The organism is Martelella sp. AD-3 (assembly GCF_001578105.1).
In the GTDB taxonomy this organism is placed as follows: Bacteria; Pseudomonadota; Alphaproteobacteria; order Rhizobiales; family Rhizobiaceae; genus Martelella.
In genome coordinates, this window is the sequence record NZ_CP014275.1 from 3,636,231 (window position 1) to 3,654,520 (window position 18,290).

Below are 18,290 nucleotides of genomic sequence, written 5' to 3' on the forward strand. Positions count from 1 at the left end.
ATGATTTCATTCCACAAACGGGGCTGCTTCGGGTAGAAGTTTCCAAAGGCGAAGGAAAACTCTACTCCTCGCCGCGCAGCCGCATCAGTGAACGGCGTTCCTTCTTGGTCGGACGCCCGGCGCCCGGCACGCGCTGGGCCTGCTCGAACGCCGAAAGCTTCTCGCGCGCTGCCGGCGGCGGGCTCACGTCCTGGTAGAGTTCCTGCGCTTCCGAAAAAGGGCCGCGCCGATGACCGGGCGCGCGCACGACGAGATGAACGTCCCGTCGCTCAAGGGCCACCACGAGCCTGTCGCCAATCGCCACGTCGACGCTGGGGCGGACGATGCGCGCGCCATTGAGCTTCACATGGCCATCGCGGACCAGCTTCTGCGCCAGTGACCGCGATTTGACGATGCGCGCGAAGAACAGCCATTTGTCGACGCGCTGGCGTTCCGCTGCTTCGCCCTCTGCCATCGGTTTACCGCTTCATCTGCGCCTTCAGCGCGGCAAGCTTGGCGAAGGGCGAATCCGGATCGACGGGCTTGTCGCGCTCGCGGCGCGGTTCGCGCGGCTTGTTGCCCTCGTTCTCGTTGCGCTCGCGGCGCGGGCCCTTGCCGCCGCCCTTGCCGCCTTTTCCGCCGGGCCTGCCGGAGCGCTCGTGCTGCTCGCCGTCACCGCCCTTGCGACCCGGCTGACCGCGACCGCGGCCCTCATTGCGCTGGCCACGCGCCTGATGGCCCTGCCGGTTGCGCTCGTTGTTGCCGCGCGCGCCCGGACGCCAGAGCAGGACGGGCTTCGGCTCTTCCTCCTCCTTGGGCTCCGACGCAGCGGTTTCGGCGGGCGCTCCGGAGGCTTCCGCGGCTTCGGGAGCGGGCTCATCGGCCTTCTCGACCGCGCCACTGTCTTCAGCGGGCGTTTCAGCAGCCTGAGACGCCGGCGTCTCCGTGGCAGCAGGCTCTGCGACGACCGGTTTCTCGGCGCGCCGGGCAACCGTCTCGACGGCGACGCCGGCATGCTGTTTTGCGGCCTTCTCGGCATCGCGCTCAGCCTGAACGGCCTCGAGCGCCGCGACTTCCTCGGGCGTTGCCACATCCGCGCGATAACCGAGACCCTTCAGGATTTCTTCCATGTCGTCGGGCGTTGCGCCAAGGATCGACATCATCGCCGGCGTGGTGACGAAGCGGCGGCCGTCGAAGGCGCCTTCCGGCTGCGCGCCGCCCGCTTCCGGCTTCCACTGCGTCAGCGGGCGGATGATATCGGCGAGGCGTTCGAGAATGTCGATGCGCACCGCGCGCTTTCCGAGATAGCGGAAACCGGCAAGCTTGTAGAAGGCGCGCTCGAACGCCGGGTCTGTAACGACCGAAGTGCGACCGGCCGCCAGCACCGGAATGAGTTCGCCATAGCCGGGCTTGTCGAGGCCGTCATTGGCGAGACCCCAGAGCAGGGTGATCATCTCGGCCGGCGCCGGTTTCAACAGCGCGGGCATGAACACATGATAGGCGCCGAAGCGCACGCCATAGCGCCTGAGCGAGGCCCGCGCATCCTGATCGAGCGCCTTGACCTCGGCGGCAACATCGCGCCGGAACAGCACGCCGAAATTCTCGACCAGCTGGAAGGCGAGGCCGCGCGCCAGCCCCTCGATGTCATCGGCATTGGCGAGATCATCGAGCGGCTTCAGCACCGTCTGGATCTGGTGCGCCACATAGCGCTCGATGCGGGCCGCGACATGATCGCGGGCCGCGCCGGTCAACTGTTCGTCGGCCAGCAGCACGACGCGCGGCCTCAAGACATTGTCGGAGGCAACGAGCCGGGCCACCGGATCGCCGAGCCACCGCACCGTTCCGGAGGAATCCAGCACGAGGTCGGAATTGCCGGAGGCGTGCAGGCGCGCGGCCCGGGCCTCGAATTCGAGCGCCAGCGCTTTCAGCGCGGCAGCCTCGATCGCCCTGGCATCCGGCCCCTCGGCGCCGGTCACGGCTTTGAAACGAAAGCCCGCCAGTTCCCCCACATGATGTCCTTCCACAAAGACATCCCCGTTCACGCTCACTTCAGCTTCAAGCATCGCATTCTCTCTCAGGCGCTTCATCAGCACGGAAGTCCTGCGGTCAACGAAGCGTTTCGTCAACCTCTCATGCAGTGCATCCGACAACCGATCCTCTATTTTCCGTGTCTTTTCCTGCCAGTGTGTCGGATCGGCAAGCCATCCGGGCCGGTTCGACACATAGGTCCATGTTCTGATCTGGGCGATACGCGCCGAAAGCGTATCGATTTCACCATCGGTCCGGTCGGCATGACGGACCTGTTTGGCGAGGAAATCCTCGTCCACCGTCCCATGCTCGACAAGGTCGAGATAAAGCGAGGCGATCAGGTCCGCATGCTGGGCCGGCGTGATCCGCCGATAGTCCGGCAGCGCGCAAGCCTCCCACAGGGTCTCGATCCTGTCGCGCCGATCCGCCTTTCCGGCAACGGCGGGGTTGCGGGCGAGAAACTCCAGCGCGCGCTGGTCGACTGCCGGAAGCGCCCGCGTCAGCCCCTGCACGCGCGGCACCTCGTCAAGGCTCGCCTTCAGCGCATGCAGCGAGGAGAAATCAAGCGTCTTGCAGCGCCATTGCAGCACCTTGACCGGGTCGAAGTGATGGGTTTCGAGCCGCTCCACCAGTTCCTCGTCAAAGGGCGGGACGCGGCTTGTCACGCCGAATGTGCCGTCGCGCATGTGGCGGCCGGCGCGCCCCGCGATCTGTCCGAGCTCGCCGGCATTGAGATTGCGGTACTGATGGCCATCGAACTTGCGGTCCTGGGCGAAGGCCACATGATCGACATCGAGATTGAGCCCCATGCCGATCGCATCGGTCGCCACCAGATATTCGACGTCGCCATTCTGGTAAAGTTCGACCTGGGCATTGCGGGTGCGTGGGCTGAGCGCGCCCAGCACAACGGCCGCGCCGCCCCGCTGGCGGCGGATCAGTTCCGCGATCGCATAGACCTCGTCGGAGGAAAAGGCGACGATCGCCGAACGGCGCGGCAGACGCGTGATCTTCTTCTGCCCGGCGTAGAAAAGGCTGGAAAGTCGCGGCCGCTCGACGATCGAAACGCCCGGCAGCAATTGCCGGAGGATCGGCTTCATCGTCGCCGAGCCCAGAAGAAGGGTCTCCTCGCGCCCGCGCAAATGCAGGATGCGGTCGGTGAAGATGTGGCCGCGCTCCAGGTCGCCGGCCAGCTGGACCTCGTCGATCGCCACGAAGGCGACATCGGTCTCGCGCGGCATCGCTTCCACGGTGCAGACGCTGTAGCGGGCGGTCTTCGGAGCGATCTTCTCCTCGCCGGTGATCAGCGCCACGCGGTTGACGCCGACGCGCTCGACAAGGCGAGTATAGACTTCGCGGGCGAGAAGGCGCAGCGGCAGGCCGATGATGCCCGAGGAATGGGCCACCATGCGTTCAATCGCGAAATGGGTCTTGCCGGTATTGGTCGGACCGAGCATGGCGGTGACACCGCGTCCGCTCAAGATCATTGCTTCTGAATTCAATGTCCCGGTCCCGATTCCCTGGCCGGGGCCAAATCCTCGCCCCCGTCCATTGCTCAAAACGCCGCGCGGAAAACCGCCGGCGCGCGCTTTCTCTATAGATGGACCGCCTTGCGCCCGCAAGCAAGGGGGAGATGGATTTTGCCCTGACAACGGCTTTTCTTAAGATTTGGAACAGATGCGAACGAATCACAGACGAATCGCTGACTCTGCCGTTTTCCCGGTTTGTTCACGGCTAGATATTGGGATTTTGCCGCGCCAACGCTCTAGATGTGGAAACGCCATCGTCGCCTTCCCGGTGAACGGAAGGGGCACGTTAACCTTCGTAAACAAAGGATGAACGCGGACGATCAGCCCGGGGTGAGGCCGGCGGCCCTCACATCCGCCTGATAGCTGCGGCTGACCGGCAGCACTTCGCCGGCGCCGGTGACGATCGCAAGACGCCCGTCCCTCCGCTCCACTCTCTCGACAGCCGCAAGCGCCACCCAATGCGAGCGGTGAATTCTTATCCCGGGCTCTGGCGCGGTCTCCCCGATCGCATCCTTCAGACGGATCAGCACCATGGACCGTCCGCGCGTCGTGACCACGTCGACATAGTGATCGGAAACCGAGAGCGAGATCAGTCTTCCTCTCTTTTCCAGCGGCAGGCGCGCGAGCAGCGGCGGCGGGCGCTCTGCTTCGCCCGATGGCCCGGTCGCAACGGCATCGCCCTTTTTGCCGCGCAGAAGCTCCATGGCGCCGACAGCGGCAGCCGCGATCAGCAGCGCGTGGTAGGCCGTGGAGAAGAGCGCGACTGGCGAAAGCGCCTCTTTGCCCGAGACGACAATGGTGACCGGCAGCACGGCAGCCGTGCTGGCAAGCCCCGCCGCAAGCGTGACCAGAAGGATGCGAGGAAACGCATGCAGGCCCCGCCGGCGCAGCAGAAAACTTGTCCAGGCGCCGAAGAAATGCGCGGCGGAAAAGGTCAGAAGAACCACGGCCGCCCAATAGACCAAGCGCAGGAAGAAGGGGAATTCCCGCTCCGTACCGAAGGGGCCGGACCATGCGGCGACGAGAATGACGATCGCCAGAAGCCCGTAGGTCCGCCAGTGGGTGAAATCCCTGTGCATTTCGCGAAGCGTGAACTGCAATCCGCTGCGTTTTGCGAAGTTTTTCCGGACTTCGTTCATCTCCCGCTTTTCACGCACCCTTCACGTTTGTCATAAAGGTTCCAGTTTATCCCGAGCGAAATTCGAAAGGAAGGTCACGTTATGGAAATGCTCGTCTCGATCATCGCCGGAACGCCGATCTATGTCTGGGTCATCCTCGTCATACTCGTCCTGCGCGGCGCGAAGCGGTTCCAGGACAAGGAAGTGTCGGTCAACCGGCTCTTCATCCTGCCGCTCCTGTTCCTGATCCTTGCGGCGCACAGGGTGGTCTCTCTCGGATTTGCCGCGCCCGCCCTGCAGGGACTCGGCCTCGGGCTCCTTCTCGGCGGTCTTGCCGTGTGGCTGCTGCGGCCGCAGAGGAAACTGCACCCGGTCAGCGCCGACAAGGTGCTGATCGAGGGCGAATGGCACACCCTCGCCATGGTGCTGATGCTGTTTGCCGCGCTCTATGTGCAAAATGCCGGTCTCGCCATCAACCCGGACCTTGCCAAGCATCCCGCCTTCATGATCCCGGTAAACCTCTTCGTCGGCCTTGCCACGGGTTTCTCGGTCGCCCGCTCGGCCGTCTACATGGCGAAGGCGCGGCGTGTGACGGCGGAGGCGTGAGCCGGGCACTCCCCGGCTTTTTTCCGCGCCGGGACCAAAGCCGGAACGAATCAGCGACGAATCGCTGACAGCCTCGTTTTCCTGTTTTGTTCACCGCTATATATCGTGGATTTACAAAGTCTTAACCATATTTTTCAAGGCTTTGCGGCTGGCTTTCCGAGGCGGTCGCGATCCTTTCCAAAAGCCCTGTTCTCGGCGCGCGGGAACAAATCTCGTCGCGCCGGCGTTCTTTGTCCAACTGATTTCCCGGAGAGAGAGACCATGCTCGGCACAATCCTGCTCATCATCATTATCCTGCTTCTGATCGGCGCCCTGCCGCGCTGGGGCTATTCGCGGACCTGGGGCTACGGACCGTCTGGCGGTCTGGGTCTTGTCCTGCTAATCGTCATCATCCTGCTCATCGCAGGCTATGTGTAACCTGGAGACCAAGATCATGAAGAAAGCAGTTCTCGCCATTGCATTCATTCTTCCGCTCGCCGCCTGCACCACGCAGGAACGCAATGCCACGATCGGCGCCGGCGTTGGTACCGCCGCGGGCGCAGCGATTACCGGAGACGCAACCGGCGCGATTGCCGGCGGCCTGATCGGCGGCGGCATCGGCGCGGCGACAGCCAACCGGTAACGCCGACTGTCATCGCAAGCGGCGCGCGCCGAAAGGCTGTCGCGTCAGGACCGGCTCGCAGCACCGCTCGCCGGTCAGGGCGCCGCCGTCTCGGGCGGCGCCTTTTTTGTGCCCGGCTTGAGCCGGCCGCCGGTTTGCAGGTGCGATAACAGAAGCGGGGCGTGCGCATATAAAAAAGCCGCCGGAAGCGACTATCACGCAAAAGTGTGCGCCGGATCGGCCAGTGTCACGGGGCTCGCGATAGGACAATTCGGACGCGATCGGACGCTCGCGACCCGGTTTCGTGCCGCTGCGCTGCGATAAAACGATTGTAACACGGCGTTTTTTGAGGTTACATCCCGGACGGGAAGAGGAAACAAAAACGCGGGGAGGAGACACGACATGCCCGTAAAAGACGGACCGACGGCCATCAAGAAATATGCCAATCGCCGGCTCTACAATACCGGCACCAGCAGCTACGTGACGCTCGAGGATTTGGCGGACATGGTGAAACAGGGAGAAGAGTTCACCGTTCAGGACGCCAAGTCGGGCGAAGACATCACCCACACCGTGCTGACCCAGATCATCTTCGAACAGGAGGCGAAATCCGGCCAGGGCATTCTGCCGGTCTCGTTCCTGCGCGAAATCATCGGCTATTACGGGGACCAGATGCAGGCCATGCTGCCGGGCTTCCTCGACAATGCGATGAAGGCGTTCTCCGAACAGCAGGCCCACATGCGCGAGCAGATGGACAGGGCGCTTTATGAAAACCCGCTCAAGCGCGAATACTACCGCCGGGAGGAGACGGCACGACGCGCGCCGCTGGGCGCCAGCAGCTACCGCGCCGGAGATGACGAGGCCGGCGAATCCGCTCCGGCCGTGCACCCGGTTGCCGGCGACCTGGACGACCTGCGCCGGCAGCTGCGCGTCCTGCAGGACCGGATCGACAACCTTTAGGTTTCCGGGCGAGAACCGTTGCAACGAACCGCCCAGGACGACATCCGGGCGGTTTGTGCCTGCGGCAACCAGCTGCGGGCTGAGGCCTCAGCGCTCCTCGCCCCTTTCAAGAAATTCCTCCGCAAGCGCCTTGTACCACTTGCCGGAATTCTTCAGCGTGCGCTCCTGGGTCTCGTAGTCGACAAAGATGAGGCCAAAGCGCATCGCATAGCCCTCCGCCCATTCGAAATTGTCCATGAGGCTCCAGGCATAATAACCCTTCAGCGGTATGCCGGCCTCCACGAGGTCTGCGGCAATCGCGATATGGTCGGACAGGTATTCCGTGCGCGGGGCGTCATCGACCACGCCGTCAACGGGCGCCATGTTGTAGCACGCGCCGTTTTCGGTAATGTACATGTCCGGCAGGTCGTAGCGCTGGTAGACCTGCTCGGTCAGCATCTTCATGGCCGGCGCGTGGGTTTCCCAGCCGATATCGGTGATGACATTATAGACCGGCGCGCCGACGCTGATCGCCGGAAACTCGGCGCCCGAGGCGCTGTCATCGGCCACGCGCGCCGGCATGTAGTAGTTCAGACCCCACCAGTCGAGTTTGCCGCTGATCAGATCGAGATCGCCGTCCTCGATTGCCGGCATCCGCTCACCCAGCGCCGACATGAAGCCGTCCGGATAGGCGCCCTTGAACAGGGGATCGAGGAAGACTCCGTTGTTGAACTGAAAGCTGCGTTCGGCCGCAGATCGGTCGGCATCCGTGTCGTTCACCGGGTAGATCGCCTGCAGATTGAGCACGATGCCCGCCTTGACCTCGGGGGCTTCCTGACGGATCGCCTCAAGGCCGAGCCCGTGGGCGAGGTTGACCGTGTGGAGCGCCGCAAGGGCTGCATCCATGGATCTCTCGCCCGGCGCGTGGATGCCGTGGAGATGGCTGAGCCAGACGACGCACCAGGGCTCGTTGAAGGTGGAAACGAGGTCCAGCCGGTCGCCGAACCGCTTCATCACGGTCTGCACATAGCGCTGATAGGCATAGGCCGTGGAGCGCGCCGTCCAGCCGCCCTCGCCCGCAAGCGTCAGCGGCAGGTCCCAGTGGTAGAGCGTCGCATTGGTCTTCAGACCGCGCGCTTTGCAGCCATCAATCAGCCGGTCGTAGAAATCAAGCCCCACCTCGTTCACCGGTCCGCGACCGTCCGGAATGATGCGCGGCCAGGCGATCGAGAAACGGTAGGTCTCGACGCCGAGATCCTTCATCATGTCGAGATCGCTCTCAAGACGGTGGTAGTGGTCGCAGGCGACATCACCGGTATCGCGGTTGTGCACGCGCCCGGGCATGTGGGAAAAGGCGTCCCAGATGGAGGGTTTGCGCCCGTCCTCGCGCGCCGCGCCTTCGATCTGGTAGGAAGCGGTGGCAACGCCGAAAATGAAATCGTCCGGAAAGCGACGGGCGAGCTGTTTCGGGTCGATCATGGTCGGTGATCCTTCAAGTGTCGGCCCGGCGAACAGCCTTGTCGGCCGCCGGACCGCATCATTGTGGTTTCGGCTGCGCGTCGGCGGATCTCGGCCTTGTCCGGACGGCGCGGCGGTTTTCGAAAGGTGATCTAGAGGAGATGAGCGGGTTTGTACATCAACGAAAAGGCGAATCTGAAACGTTGCAGAAGTTCGATGTCCGGCGTTGCCGATTTGCGCCACCGCCTGACTGCGGTCAAGAAAATGCCCGCCCGGATGATCCTCCGGGCGGGCCACGGGACGATCCGAACGGATCAGACGTCGAGTTTGACCCATTTTCCGTCAGCCTTCGATGAGGCAACGCAGGCCTCGATGAAGGCAAGGCCGATGACGCCGTCCTCGATCGTCGGATAGATCACGTCATCCGCCGTCTTGCCGTCACGGAACGCCTTTATCGCCCGGGCGGCCTCGGTATAGATAGTGGCAAAGCCCTCCAGATAGCCTTCCGGATGGCCGGCGGGGATGCGCGACACGCGGGTGGAGGCGTCAAGCGCGCCCGCGCCGTTGCGCGACAATAGGCGCTTCGGCTCGCCGAAGGGCGTGAACCAGAGATAGTTCGGGTTTTCCTGCGCCCACTGGATGCCGCCCTTGGTGCCGCAGATCTTGATCTGCAGGCCGTTCTCGAAGCCGGGCGCCACCTGGCTTGCCCACAGCATGCCCTTCGGCTTCACCCCGTTCCTTTCCTTGAAACGCAGCATGATATGGGCGTTGTCGTCAAGCTGGCGACCCTCGACGAAGCTGTCGAGATCGGCGGCAAGGCTCTCCAGTTCCGCGCCGGAGACAAACAGAGCCAGATTGAGCGCATGTGTGCCGATATCGCCGATCGCGCCGCCCGCGCCCGAACGCTTCGGGTCCGTGCGCCACTCGGCCTGTTTGGAGCCGGCGCGTTCCGCCGGCTCGGTCAGCCAGTCCTGCGGGTATTCGGCGTGGATCAGGCGGATATCGCCGAGATCGCCGTTTGCGATCATGGCGCGGGCCTGCCGGATCATCGGATAGCCGGTATAGTTATGCGTGAGGATGAACAGCGCGTCGGCCTTGTCGGCGATCGCCTTCAGCGCCTTGGCTTCCTCAAGGCTCGACGTCACCGGCTTGTCGCAGATGACGTGAATGCCCTTTTCGAGAAAGGCCTTGGCTGGGCCGAAATGCATGTGGTTGGGCGTGACGATCGCCACGGCCTCGATGCCGTCCTCGCGCGCGGCCTCCTTCTCGGCCATCTCCTCGTAGGAACCGTAGGTGCGCTCGGGATCGAGGCCGAGTTCCCTGCCCGAGGCGAGCGCCTTTTCCGGCGTCGACGACAGGGCGCCGGCGACGAATGTGTAGTGATCGTCGAGGCGCGATACCATGCGGTGCACGCCGCCGATGAAAGCGCCGGACCCGCCGCCGACCATGCCGAGCCGGATGCGACCGGAATAGATTTCGTCTTTGCCTTCGATTGCCATTGGAATATCTCCTGAATTGTCTCTATCCGGGGGTGCACCCCCTCATCCGGCTGCCGCCACCTTCTCCCCGGCGGGGAGAAGGAACCGTGTGGTTATTTCTCTGCCCCTCAAGACGACCAGCAAGCCCCCTCGCCCCTAAGGGGAGAGAGTTGGGGTGAGGGGTGAACTCTACAGCCCCAGCATCCGCTTGTTGGCCGCCTCGTCCGTGCCGCCGCCGGCGAAGTCGTCGAAAGCCTTTTCGGTGACGCGGATGATGTGGTCCTTGACGAACTGCGCCCCTTCACGCGCTCCGTCCTCGGGGTGTTTCAGGCAGCATTCCCACTCGACCACGGCCCAGCCGTCAAAATCGATGGCCGCCATCTTGGAGAAAATCGCCTTGAAATCCACCTGGCCATCGCCGAGCGAACGGAAACGGCCGGCACGGTCGACCCAGCCCTGATAGCCGGAGTAAACGCCCTGACGCCCGGTCGGATTGAACTCCGCATCCTTGACGTGGAACATCCTGATGCGATCCTTGTAGATGTCGATATTGTCGAGATAGTCGAGGCACTGCAGCACGTAATGCGACGGGTCGTAGAGCATGTTGGCGCGCGGATGCTGGTCAAGCCGGTCGAGGAACATCTCGAAGGTCACGCCGTCATGCAGGTCCTCGCCGGGGTGGATTTCGTAGCAGATATCGACGCCGTTCTCGTCCGCATGATCAAGGATCGGCTTCCAGCGACGGGCAAGCTCCTCGAAGGCGGTCTCGATCAGGCCCGCCGGACGCTGCGGCCAGGGATAGAGGAACGGCCAGGCAAGCGCGCCGGAAAAGGTCGCATGCGCGTCGATGCCCATGTTTTTCGAGGCGGAGATCGCCATCATCACCTGGTTGACGGCCCATTCCTGCCGCGCCTTCGGGTTGCCGCGCACTTCCGGCGCCGCGAACCCGTCAAAAGCCTCGTCATAGGCCGGATGGACGGCGACGAGCTGGCCCTGGAGGTGGGTGGACAGTTCGGTGACCTCGACGCCGTTCTCGCGCGCCTTACCCTTGAAATCGTCACAGTAATCCTTGGATTCCGCCGCCTTCTTCAGGTCGATCAGTTGTCCGGCCCAGGACGGCACCTGCACGCCCTTGTAGCCGCAATCGGCCGCCCATTTCGTGATCGCGTCCCAGCTGTTGAACGGCGCCTCGTCGCCTGCGAACTGGCCGAGGAAAAGACCCGGCCCCTTAATCGTTTTCATGGTGCTTTCTCCCGGAAAGATAGGATAGCTGACTGTGCCGCGCATCCGGACGGAGGGTCCGCCTGGAACGGCCTTGCGAAATCGCCGGCGAAACGGCCCCGCGCGGTCCGCAGGGCCGAGACGGTCCGCCGGTCGAAAACCGTCCCGCCTCTGATGAATGTGCGGACGGCTTTCACATTTTCAAGCGATCCCGGAAAAGGCCTCTCCGGGATCGCCGATCCCTGCAGGCCCGGCCGGAAGCCGGGCCGGACGCTTCCCGGTCCTCAGTAGGGCGAATCCGGGAAGTAGTAGTTTTCCGCGTTTTCCGGCGTCACCAGCGTGGCGTCGAGAATATAGCTTCCGGCAATCGGCACCTGGTCCATCATGCCAGCCACCGTCAGTTCCATCGCCGTGCCGATCATCGCCGGCGGATAGAGCACGTCAACCGGGATCATCGGATCGCCGTCCATGACCTTCTTGATCATGTCCTTGGAGCCGGCCCCGCCGATGACATACTGGATGTCGTCGCGGCCCGACTGCTCGATCGCCTGCAGCACGCCGACAACCATGTCGTCATCCTGGGCCCAGACAACGTCGATCTTCGGATATTTGGTCAGATAGTCCTGCATGACCCGGAAGGCATCGTCGCGGTTCCAGTTGCCGAACTGCTTCTCCAGAACCTCGACATTGGTGCCTTCCAGCGCCGCATCAAAGCCGTCCTGGCGCTGCTGATCGATCGGGATCGGCAGGCCGCGGATGACGACCACCTGGGCATCCGGCGTGGTATCGGCGATATATTCGCCGGCGACCGCGCCGAGTGCCGGATTGTTGCCTGCCACATAGAGGTCGCGCACCGAGTTGTCGTTGTTGGACGGCGCGCGGTCGACGAGCGTGACGAAAGTGCCCTCCATCTTGACCTGCATGATGGCGTTGACCAGCGGATCCGGGTCGGTCGGCAGGATGACCAGCGCATCGATGCCCTGCACGGCGAGATCCTGCACGGCATTGGCCTGGCTTGCCGGGTCGGGCGAGGTTTTGACGATCACGTTGAGGTCGTCATATTCCTCCATCAGTTTCTCGGCCACGCGCTCGGCGTGATAGACGATGCCCGCCGTCCAGCCGTGGTCGGCCGCCGGAATGGACACGCCGACCGTCAGCGCCTGGGCCTGGGTGACGCCGGCAAGCGAGGTCGCCGCCAGCAATGTTGCGCCCATAACCAGATTTTTCATACGCATTCCTCCCAAAATGGCGAACCGTTCAAGCCGTAAAGCGAGACGCCGCGGGCGGTCCGCAAAGCCCGCGATCGCTTTCCTATTGCCGCCGGAGCAGCGAACGCTGCACCAGCATGGCAATGATGATGATCGCGCCCTGGATGGCGGCGATCAGATATTCGCTGATGAAGTTCGACAGCAGCATGATGTTGCCGACGATCTCCAGAATAAAGGCGCCGCAGATCGTGCCCCAGATGCGCCCGACACCGCCGCGAAGCGCCGTGCCGCCGACGACGACGGCGGTGATCGCCTGCAGTTCCCACAACATGCCGGTGGTCGCCGAGGTGGAGCCGAGGCGCGGCACGTAAAACAGCACGGCAACGGCGACGCAGAGCCCCTGGATCAGATAGGTGATGATGCGCACATTGCGCACCGAAATGCCGGAATAGCGCGCCACTTCCTCGTTGGAGCCGACGGCGATCACATGCCGGCCGTAACGCGTGCGGTAAAGCACGAAGGCGCCGATCAGCGCGGTCGCGATGATGGCGATCACCGGCACCGGCACGCCGAGAACCGTGCCGAAATAGGCCGGCCGGTAGATCTGCTGCACCTCGAAATCGCGCACGGTGATCGCGCCGCCCTGCGACAGCCATGTCGTCAACCCGCGATAGATGCCCATCGTGCCAAGCGTGACGATGAAGGGCTCGATCCGCCCGACCGTGGTGATCACGCCGTTCAGGAGGCCGCAGGCCATGCCGATCAGAATCGCCAGAATCATCGCCGCGACCAGCAAAAGATAAGGGTTCGCGATCGCCGCCGAGTTGATGAACATGATCATCAGGCTGGCGACAAAGGCAACCATGGCCCCGACCGAAAGATCGAGCCCGCCCGCCGAGATGACGAAGGTGGCGCCGACCGCGATGATGGCGATGAAGGCCGAGCGGGTGGCGACATTCATCAGATTGTTGACGGTCAGGAAGTTCGGATTGGAAAAGGTGCCGAGCACCAGAAGCAGCGCCAGCGCCAGAAACGGCGCCATCACGCGCAGATCTATATTTCTCAGGAAGCCGGAACCGGCCTCGCCTTTCACACTGTCACTCATCTTGCGCCTGCCATCTCACGCCTGTTGCCGGCAACGCCCGTTGCCAGAACCACGATTTCGTTCTCGTTCATGCCCTCGCCCGTCACCTCGCCGGCGATCTCGCCGGAACGCATCACCACAATCCGGTCGCAAAGCCCGATCAGTTCGGGCATCTCCGAAGAGATCACGATGATCGAATGGCCCGCCTTCGAAAGTTCTGCGATGAACTTGTAGATCTGCTCCTTGTTGCCGATATCGATGCCGCGCGTCGGCTCGTCGATGATGACGATCTCCGGATCGAGCAACATCATCTTGGCGAGAAGCAGTTTCTGCTGGTTGCCGCCGGAAAGCTCGCCGGCGGCAAGTTCCTTCGAGCCCGTTCGGATGTCGAAATCGCGGATCGCGCCATCGAGCGCCTTGTCCTCCGCGTTGCGGTCGACCATCAGCGCCTTTACGAAACGGTCGAGCGCTGCAAGCGTCAGATTGGTCCGCAGATCCTTGGAAAGCAGCAGGCCCTTGCCCTTGCGATCCTCCGAAAGATAGACGATGCCGGCTTTGAGCGCCGCAATCGGTGCGTTGAAATGCACCGCCTCGCCCTTCAGACGGACCGATCCGCGCCCCGGCCTCAAGCCCAGAATGCCCTCCATCAATTCCGTGCGGCCGGCCCCGACGAGACCGGCAAAACCCAGGATCTCGCCCTTGCGCAACGTAAAGGATGCGTTTCTTGCATAACCGGGAACGGTGAAGTCCCCGACCTCGAGCACGGCCGCACCGGCGTCGTCGTGCTTGCGGTCTGGATAGAGCTTGGAGACGTCGCGCCCGACCATCAGGCGGGCCATGTCGGAGGGTTCAAGCTCGTCCGCGTCATGGGTCGCCACCTTGTGGCCGTCTCTGAGGACCGTCACCGTGTCGGCAATCTCCTTGACTTCGTTCAGCCTGTGGGAAATGAACAGCACCGCCACGCCCCGGTCCCGGATCGCCCGCATCACCTTCAGGAGCGCGTCGGTCTCCACCGGCGTGAGGGAGGCAGTCGGCTCATCGAAAATCACCACCCTGTGCGGCGTCAGCAGCACCCGGGCGATCTGCACAAGCTGGCGTTTGGCAATCGAGAGCCGGGCTACAGGCGTTTCGGGATCGATATCGGCGCCGAGTTCGCCGACCGCCTTTCGCGCCTCGGCATTCATCACCCGGTCGTTGACGGCGAGGCCGCGACACACCTCGCGGCCAAGAAAGATATTCTGGGCAACGGTGAGATCGGGGGCGAGCAGGATTTCCTGGTGGACCAGCACGATGCCCATCGCCTCGGCCTCCGTTGGATTGGCGAAGGAGACCGATTGGCCGTCGATCCTGATATCGCCGCCCGACGGTTTGAGATTGCCGGCCAGAAGCCGCATCAGCGTCGACTTGCCGGCGCCGTTCTCGCCGATGACGGCGTGAACCTCGCCGGCGCGCACCGCAAGGTCAATGCCGTGCAGCACCTCGATCGGGCCGAAGGATTTGGTCAGTCCGGCGGTCTTCAGAAGAATATCATTCCCGCCGCGCTCGTTGTCGTCGCGCATGGCCTCCCCCGCTCCACCGGAATGCGCTTCACCCGGCTTCCGTCTTTTCTCCCGGGCGCGCTCCACCGCGCCCGAGGGGTCCAACCGCGCGGCCTATGCTTCGCCGCGACAGGTCCCTACCCTTTGGTAGCAAGGTTAGCCGCGTTCTTGATGTACGTAAACCATATTCTTGCGCATCAACGGTCGATACGTCGTTTTTCCGACGCGCCAGCCGACGTTCAGCAAGGCAAGAGCGAAGGAGATGGTGTGGACGATCAGAGATTGCCGTTGACGCGATTGCGGCCGCTTCGTTTGGCCTCATAGAGATAGGAATCCGCCCGGTCGATATACTGTTCGAGCGTATCGCCGGCGCCGGGCACGGCGGAGTAGAAGCCGATGCTGACCGTCAGGCTCAGCACCACATCGTTGACCTCAGCAGGGTTTTCCGCCACGCGCTCGCGCAGCCTTTCGATAAAGGCCCGGACCTGGTCGGCCTCGCCCGCGAGCGTATATGCCACGAATTCCTCGCCGCCATAGCGGGCGACGAGATCGCCGGCGCGCTGGAAATGGGCATCGAGAATTTCGGCCAGATGCTTGAGGCAGGCATCGCCGAAAACATGGCCCATGCGATCATTGATCGGCTTGAAATGGTCGACATCGAGCATGGCGACGGTGAAACGCAGGCCGCGCATACGCGACAGGCCGAACTCCGCCTCGCCGCGCTCGATGAAGTGGCTGCGGTTGTAAAGCCCGGTCATGCCGTCGGTTATGCTGACCTCGTGAAGCTTGCTGTTGGCCTTGTTGAGCGCGACATTCAGGGATCTGAGCTTGCGCACCCAGTAAAGCGAAAGCACCAGCACGCCGAGGCCGATCGCGCCAATGCCGAGCAGCAGGCGATAATCGATCGCGCGCTTGAAGGGCGCCAGTTTCTGCATGCTGATGATCCGGTCGACGGCGTCCGGATCGAGATTGACGACCAGCTTGGCAAAGATCCGGCCGAGATAGGGTTCGTCCGGCACGGTGGCCACCACCACCTGCAACCCCTCGGGAATGCGGCCGGAAATCTTCACGTCGTTGCTGTCCATGCCGGCAATCAGGTAGACGAGACTGTCCAGGGGGCCGACGACGGCGTCGAGTTCTCCGTCCTCGATCGCCTTGAGCCCGGCGTCCTCGCTGTCGATGGCGACAAGCCCGACATTCGGATACCGGCTCCTCAGGAGTTCCGCCGGCACATGAGTGGGAACGATGCCGACGCGCTGGCCCTCAAGCTCGCGCAGGCTGCTGACGAAGGGCGCTTGAAGCGGCGCGGCCACGGCAAGGGCGATATCGAGATAGGGGGGCGCAAGATCGAAGGTCGTGTCGCGCATGTTCTCGCGCGCCACGAAGGGCAGCACGTCGCAGTCGGCCGAAAGCGCGCTGTCGCTGTCGGCATTCGCCAGCGAGACAGGCTCGATCTGGCGGTCGAACCTGCCGCGCGCACTCATCAGGGCGAGGATTTCGGCAATCGCGCCGCCGAGCGAACCATCATCCTCGATGGTCGTGTAGGGCGGTGAACTGGGCTCCACGCAGACGCGGATCGGGCCTTTCTCGGCCAGATACTGCCGCTCGTCGCCGGTCAGAATATCGTGGCCGGTTTCCATGCCGGCAATCGGCGCGCCGAGCCAGCGCCGCTCCATTTCCTCCCAGCGCGACAGCGGGATTGACTCCAGCGCATGGTCGATAATGCTTTTGAGATAGGGATAGCGCGGCGAGACGCCGAAACGCAGATCCTCGCGCTCGACGCCGTCCATCAGGAACTCGCCGCCGATCTGGATGTTGATCAGGCCGAGCTGGCGGATGATCGCATTGCCGTTGCTCAAGGCGGTGATCGCCGCGTCGATCTCGCCCTCCGAGAGCGCGCGCATGAGCTCCGCCTGGCTGTCGAAACCGCGCACGCCGTCGAACCGGGCTTCAAGATCATCGGCATAATAGATGTCGCGGGGAATGCCGATGACCTTGCCGTCAAGGCTTTCCAGACCGAGATAGGGTCCGGCGCCGGAGCGCATGAAGACGGCATTGGGCACGCGGTGATAAAGATCGGAAAACAGCGTGTAGTCGGCCCGCTCGTCCGTGAAGGAGATGTTGGTGATGATGTCGAGCTCGCCGGCGCGGAAACGATCAAGCAGTTCCGGCCAGTTGTCATACACACGGTCGAAGGCAAGACCGGTCGCCGAGGCGATATACTGGGTGATGTCTTCCGCAAGCCCCTTGCCGCGCCCGTTGTCGAGATAGCTGAAGGGCTCGTAGTCGACCATGAAGCCGATCTTGAGCGAAGGCGCTTCCTTGACGAAGGCCTGCTCCTCCGGCAACAGGCGCAGGGGGCCGGTGCTCATCGAACGCCCGCTGCGATAGGACAGCCAACGCGTTGTGATGGCGTCCAGCGTCTCGGCCGGGATCGCCGCGACCGCCTTGTCGAGGATATCGGCGAGCATCCTTGCATTCTCGTCGCCGTCGCGGCTCAGGACGCCGAGGCGGAAATCCTCGAGCGCCACCGCCGTCAACGGCGGCGTACCGGCATTGGCAACATTGGTGAACCCGTTCTCCCGGACGAAGAAATTGCCCGTCAGCTCCGCGGCCAGCACGCCGTCCACCCAGCCGAAGGCCACGGCCGCCATCAGATCGCGATAGGTGGCATAGGTGACCGGCGAGACGTCGATCTCGGCGAGCGCATCGGCATAATAGATGTCGCGGATCACGCCGATGCGCTTTTGTCTCAGTTCCTCGAGTGAAAGCGGCTTTTCGAACGGGCGGTCGATGTTTTCGTAAAGCACCGTCCGGCGCAGATGGTACGGATCTGTGAAGGTGATGAAACGGCTGCGTTCCTCGGTCTCGGAAATATCGGCGATGACGTCCAGCCCGCCGGCGCGGAACTGGCCGTAGACATCCGCCCAGGCCCCCATGCGCAACTTCAGATCGAGCCCGGTTATGGTGCCGATCACGCCGATGAGATCCACCGTCCAGCCCATGATGTTGCCGTTGCGGTAGAAGGAATAGGGGTCATTGTCGGCGACCACGCCGACGCTGACCGGACCGCGCGCGGCGATATAGGCGCGCTCCTCCGCGCTCAACTCCAGGTCATGCGCCCTTGCCGGGCAAACGGCCCACAAGAGCAGAACCGCAAGCGCGGCCGAAAAGAACGACATCCGGGCAATGCCGTCACGCAAGCGCTGCGCCGTTCCAACCTCTTTCATCACCCGCGTCTCATGCGAAAACCCAAGGCACCAACGGGAGCGGCGGCAGGGAGGCGGATGTCAGCACAAGCCACGCAACGGGACTGAGCATCTGCCGGTTTCCTCCTCATTGATCCCCCGGTTCCTCTTGACCAAGAGCAAGGCATAGCACAATTTCCGCCAAGTCAAACGCCCCTTCAGCGAAATTGAAAGGCACGAATGGCAGCGCTATCGTGATCATCTGCTTTCCGCAACCCTTCAAAGCAAAGACAACATGCGTCTATACTGACTTTTCTGAGG

Annotated in this window: 14 protein-coding genes; 4 read left to right on the plus strand and 10 right to left on the minus strand. The window is 63.2% G+C overall.

Translation table 11 applies throughout. The features are described 5' to 3' along the window. Positions 1-61: 61 nt before the first annotated feature. The 3 genes from AZF01_RS16820 to AZF01_RS16830 all read right to left on the minus strand — a co-directional run bounded on the left by AZF01_RS16820 (position 62) and on the right by AZF01_RS16830 (position 4,672). Complete coding sequence (locus AZF01_RS16820; RefSeq protein WP_024710001.1) at positions 62-454, minus strand: RNA-binding S4 domain-containing protein; 393 nt, start codon at positions 452-454, stop codon at positions 62-64. Between the two features lie 4 nt (positions 455-458). After that, entirely contained in the window at positions 459-3,491 is a 3,033-nt protein-coding gene (locus AZF01_RS16825) for a helicase-related protein (RefSeq protein WP_024710000.1), read from the minus strand. Positions 3,492-3,853: 362 nt separating this feature from the next. After that, positions 3,854-4,672: a LytTR family DNA-binding domain-containing protein gene (locus tag AZF01_RS16830; protein WP_024709999.1), complete on the minus strand. Its 819-nt coding sequence runs from the start codon at positions 4,670-4,672 to the stop codon at positions 3,854-3,856. Positions 4,673-4,753: 81 nt separating this feature from the next. Here AZF01_RS16830 and AZF01_RS16835 point away from each other — a divergent pair, with 81 nt between their 5' ends. The 4 genes from AZF01_RS16835 to phaR all read left to right on the plus strand — a co-directional run bounded on the left by AZF01_RS16835 (position 4,754) and on the right by phaR (position 6,815). Then, positions 4,754-5,257: a DUF6622 family protein gene (locus AZF01_RS16835; protein ID WP_024709998.1), complete on the plus strand. Its 504-nt coding sequence runs from the start codon at positions 4,754-4,756 to the stop codon at positions 5,255-5,257. A gap of 261 nt (positions 5,258-5,518) precedes the next feature. Beyond that, positions 5,519-5,674 carry a DUF3309 family protein gene (locus AZF01_RS23585; RefSeq protein WP_081725892.1) on the plus strand — a complete coding sequence of 52 codons (156 nt, stop codon included), beginning with the start codon at positions 5,519-5,521 and terminating at the stop codon, positions 5,672-5,674. A 16-nt stretch (positions 5,675-5,690) separates the two neighbouring features. Continuing rightward, positions 5,691-5,879, plus strand: coding sequence for a hypothetical protein (locus tag AZF01_RS16840; protein ID WP_024709997.1), 189 nt, complete (start codon positions 5,691-5,693; stop codon positions 5,877-5,879). A 381-nt stretch (positions 5,880-6,260) separates the two neighbouring features. Continuing rightward, positions 6,261-6,815 (plus strand): polyhydroxyalkanoate synthesis repressor PhaR, encoded by a 555-nt coding sequence (gene phaR / locus AZF01_RS16845; RefSeq protein ID WP_024709996.1) that lies wholly within the window; start codon positions 6,261-6,263, stop codon positions 6,813-6,815. 87 nt (positions 6,816-6,902) lie between these two features. Here phaR and AZF01_RS16850 read toward each other — a convergent pair whose 3' ends face one another. From AZF01_RS16850 to AZF01_RS16880, 7 genes are all read right to left on the minus strand, one after another. Continuing rightward, positions 6,903-8,273 (minus strand): GH1 family beta-glucosidase, encoded by a 1,371-nt coding sequence (locus AZF01_RS16850; protein ID WP_024709995.1) that lies wholly within the window; start codon positions 8,271-8,273, stop codon positions 6,903-6,905. Between the two features lie 293 nt (positions 8,274-8,566). Beyond that, positions 8,567-9,751, minus strand: a complete 1,185-nt coding sequence (locus AZF01_RS16855; RefSeq protein ID WP_024709994.1) for a Gfo/Idh/MocA family protein — start codon at positions 9,749-9,751, stop codon at positions 8,567-8,569. A gap of 168 nt (positions 9,752-9,919) precedes the next feature. Next, positions 9,920-10,972 (minus strand): sugar phosphate isomerase/epimerase, encoded by a 1,053-nt coding sequence (locus AZF01_RS16860; RefSeq protein WP_024709993.1) that lies wholly within the window; start codon positions 10,970-10,972, stop codon positions 9,920-9,922. A 263-nt stretch (positions 10,973-11,235) separates the two neighbouring features. Beyond that, on the minus strand, positions 11,236-12,186 hold the full coding sequence (locus AZF01_RS16865) for a substrate-binding domain-containing protein (protein WP_024709992.1): 951 nt from the start codon (positions 12,184-12,186) through the stop codon (positions 11,236-11,238). Between the two features lie 76 nt (positions 12,187-12,262). After that, the gene (locus AZF01_RS16870) at positions 12,263-13,264 is read right to left on the minus strand and encodes an ABC transporter permease (RefSeq protein ID WP_024709991.1); all 1,002 of its coding nucleotides are present in this window, start codon (positions 13,262-13,264) and stop codon (positions 12,263-12,265) included. Continuing rightward, positions 13,261-14,802: a sugar ABC transporter ATP-binding protein gene (locus AZF01_RS16875; RefSeq protein WP_024709990.1), complete on the minus strand. Its 1,542-nt coding sequence runs from the start codon at positions 14,800-14,802 to the stop codon at positions 13,261-13,263. The genes AZF01_RS16870 and AZF01_RS16875 overlap by 4 nt, the downstream gene beginning before the upstream one ends. A gap of 254 nt (positions 14,803-15,056) precedes the next feature. Next, a complete protein-coding gene (locus AZF01_RS16880; protein WP_024709989.1) occupies positions 15,057-18,011 on the minus strand; it encodes a diguanylate cyclase in 2,955 nt (984 codons plus the stop codon). Between the last annotated feature and the right edge of the window lie 279 nt (positions 18,012-18,290).

Bases quoted from the DNA above. Each gene is read 5' to 3' on its own strand.
- AZF01_RS16820 (WP_024710001.1), bottom strand. From the start codon at position 454: ATGGCAGAGGGCGAAGCAGCGGAACGCCAGCGCGTCGACAAATGGCTG.
- AZF01_RS16825 (WP_024710000.1), bottom strand. From the start codon at position 3,491: ATGATCTTGAGCGGACGCGGTGTCACCGCCATGCTCGGTCCGACCAAT.
- AZF01_RS16830 (WP_024709999.1), bottom strand. From the start codon at position 4,672: ATGAACGAAGTCCGGAAAAACTTCGCAAAACGCAGCGGATTGCAGTTC.
- AZF01_RS16835 (WP_024709998.1), top strand. From the start codon at position 4,754: ATGGAAATGCTCGTCTCGATCATCGCCGGAACGCCGATCTATGTCTGG.
- AZF01_RS23585 (WP_081725892.1), top strand. From the start codon at position 5,519: ATGCTCGGCACAATCCTGCTCATCATCATTATCCTGCTTCTGATCGGC.
- AZF01_RS16840 (WP_024709997.1), top strand. From the start codon at position 5,691: ATGAAGAAAGCAGTTCTCGCCATTGCATTCATTCTTCCGCTCGCCGCC.
- phaR (WP_024709996.1), top strand. From the start codon at position 6,261: ATGCCCGTAAAAGACGGACCGACGGCCATCAAGAAATATGCCAATCGC.
- AZF01_RS16850 (WP_024709995.1), bottom strand. From the start codon at position 8,273: ATGATCGACCCGAAACAGCTCGCCCGTCGCTTTCCGGACGATTTCATT.
- AZF01_RS16855 (WP_024709994.1), bottom strand. From the start codon at position 9,751: ATGGCAATCGAAGGCAAAGACGAAATCTATTCCGGTCGCATCCGGCTC.
- AZF01_RS16860 (WP_024709993.1), bottom strand. From the start codon at position 10,972: ATGAAAACGATTAAGGGGCCGGGTCTTTTCCTCGGCCAGTTCGCAGGC.
- AZF01_RS16865 (WP_024709992.1), bottom strand. From the start codon at position 12,186: ATGCGTATGAAAAATCTGGTTATGGGCGCAACATTGCTGGCGGCGACC.
- AZF01_RS16870 (WP_024709991.1), bottom strand. From the start codon at position 13,264: ATGAGTGACAGTGTGAAAGGCGAGGCCGGTTCCGGCTTCCTGAGAAAT.
- AZF01_RS16875 (WP_024709990.1), bottom strand. From the start codon at position 14,802: ATGCGCGACGACAACGAGCGCGGCGGGAATGATATTCTTCTGAAGACC.
- AZF01_RS16880 (WP_024709989.1), bottom strand. From the start codon at position 18,011: ATGAAAGAGGTTGGAACGGCGCAGCGCTTGCGTGACGGCATTGCCCGG.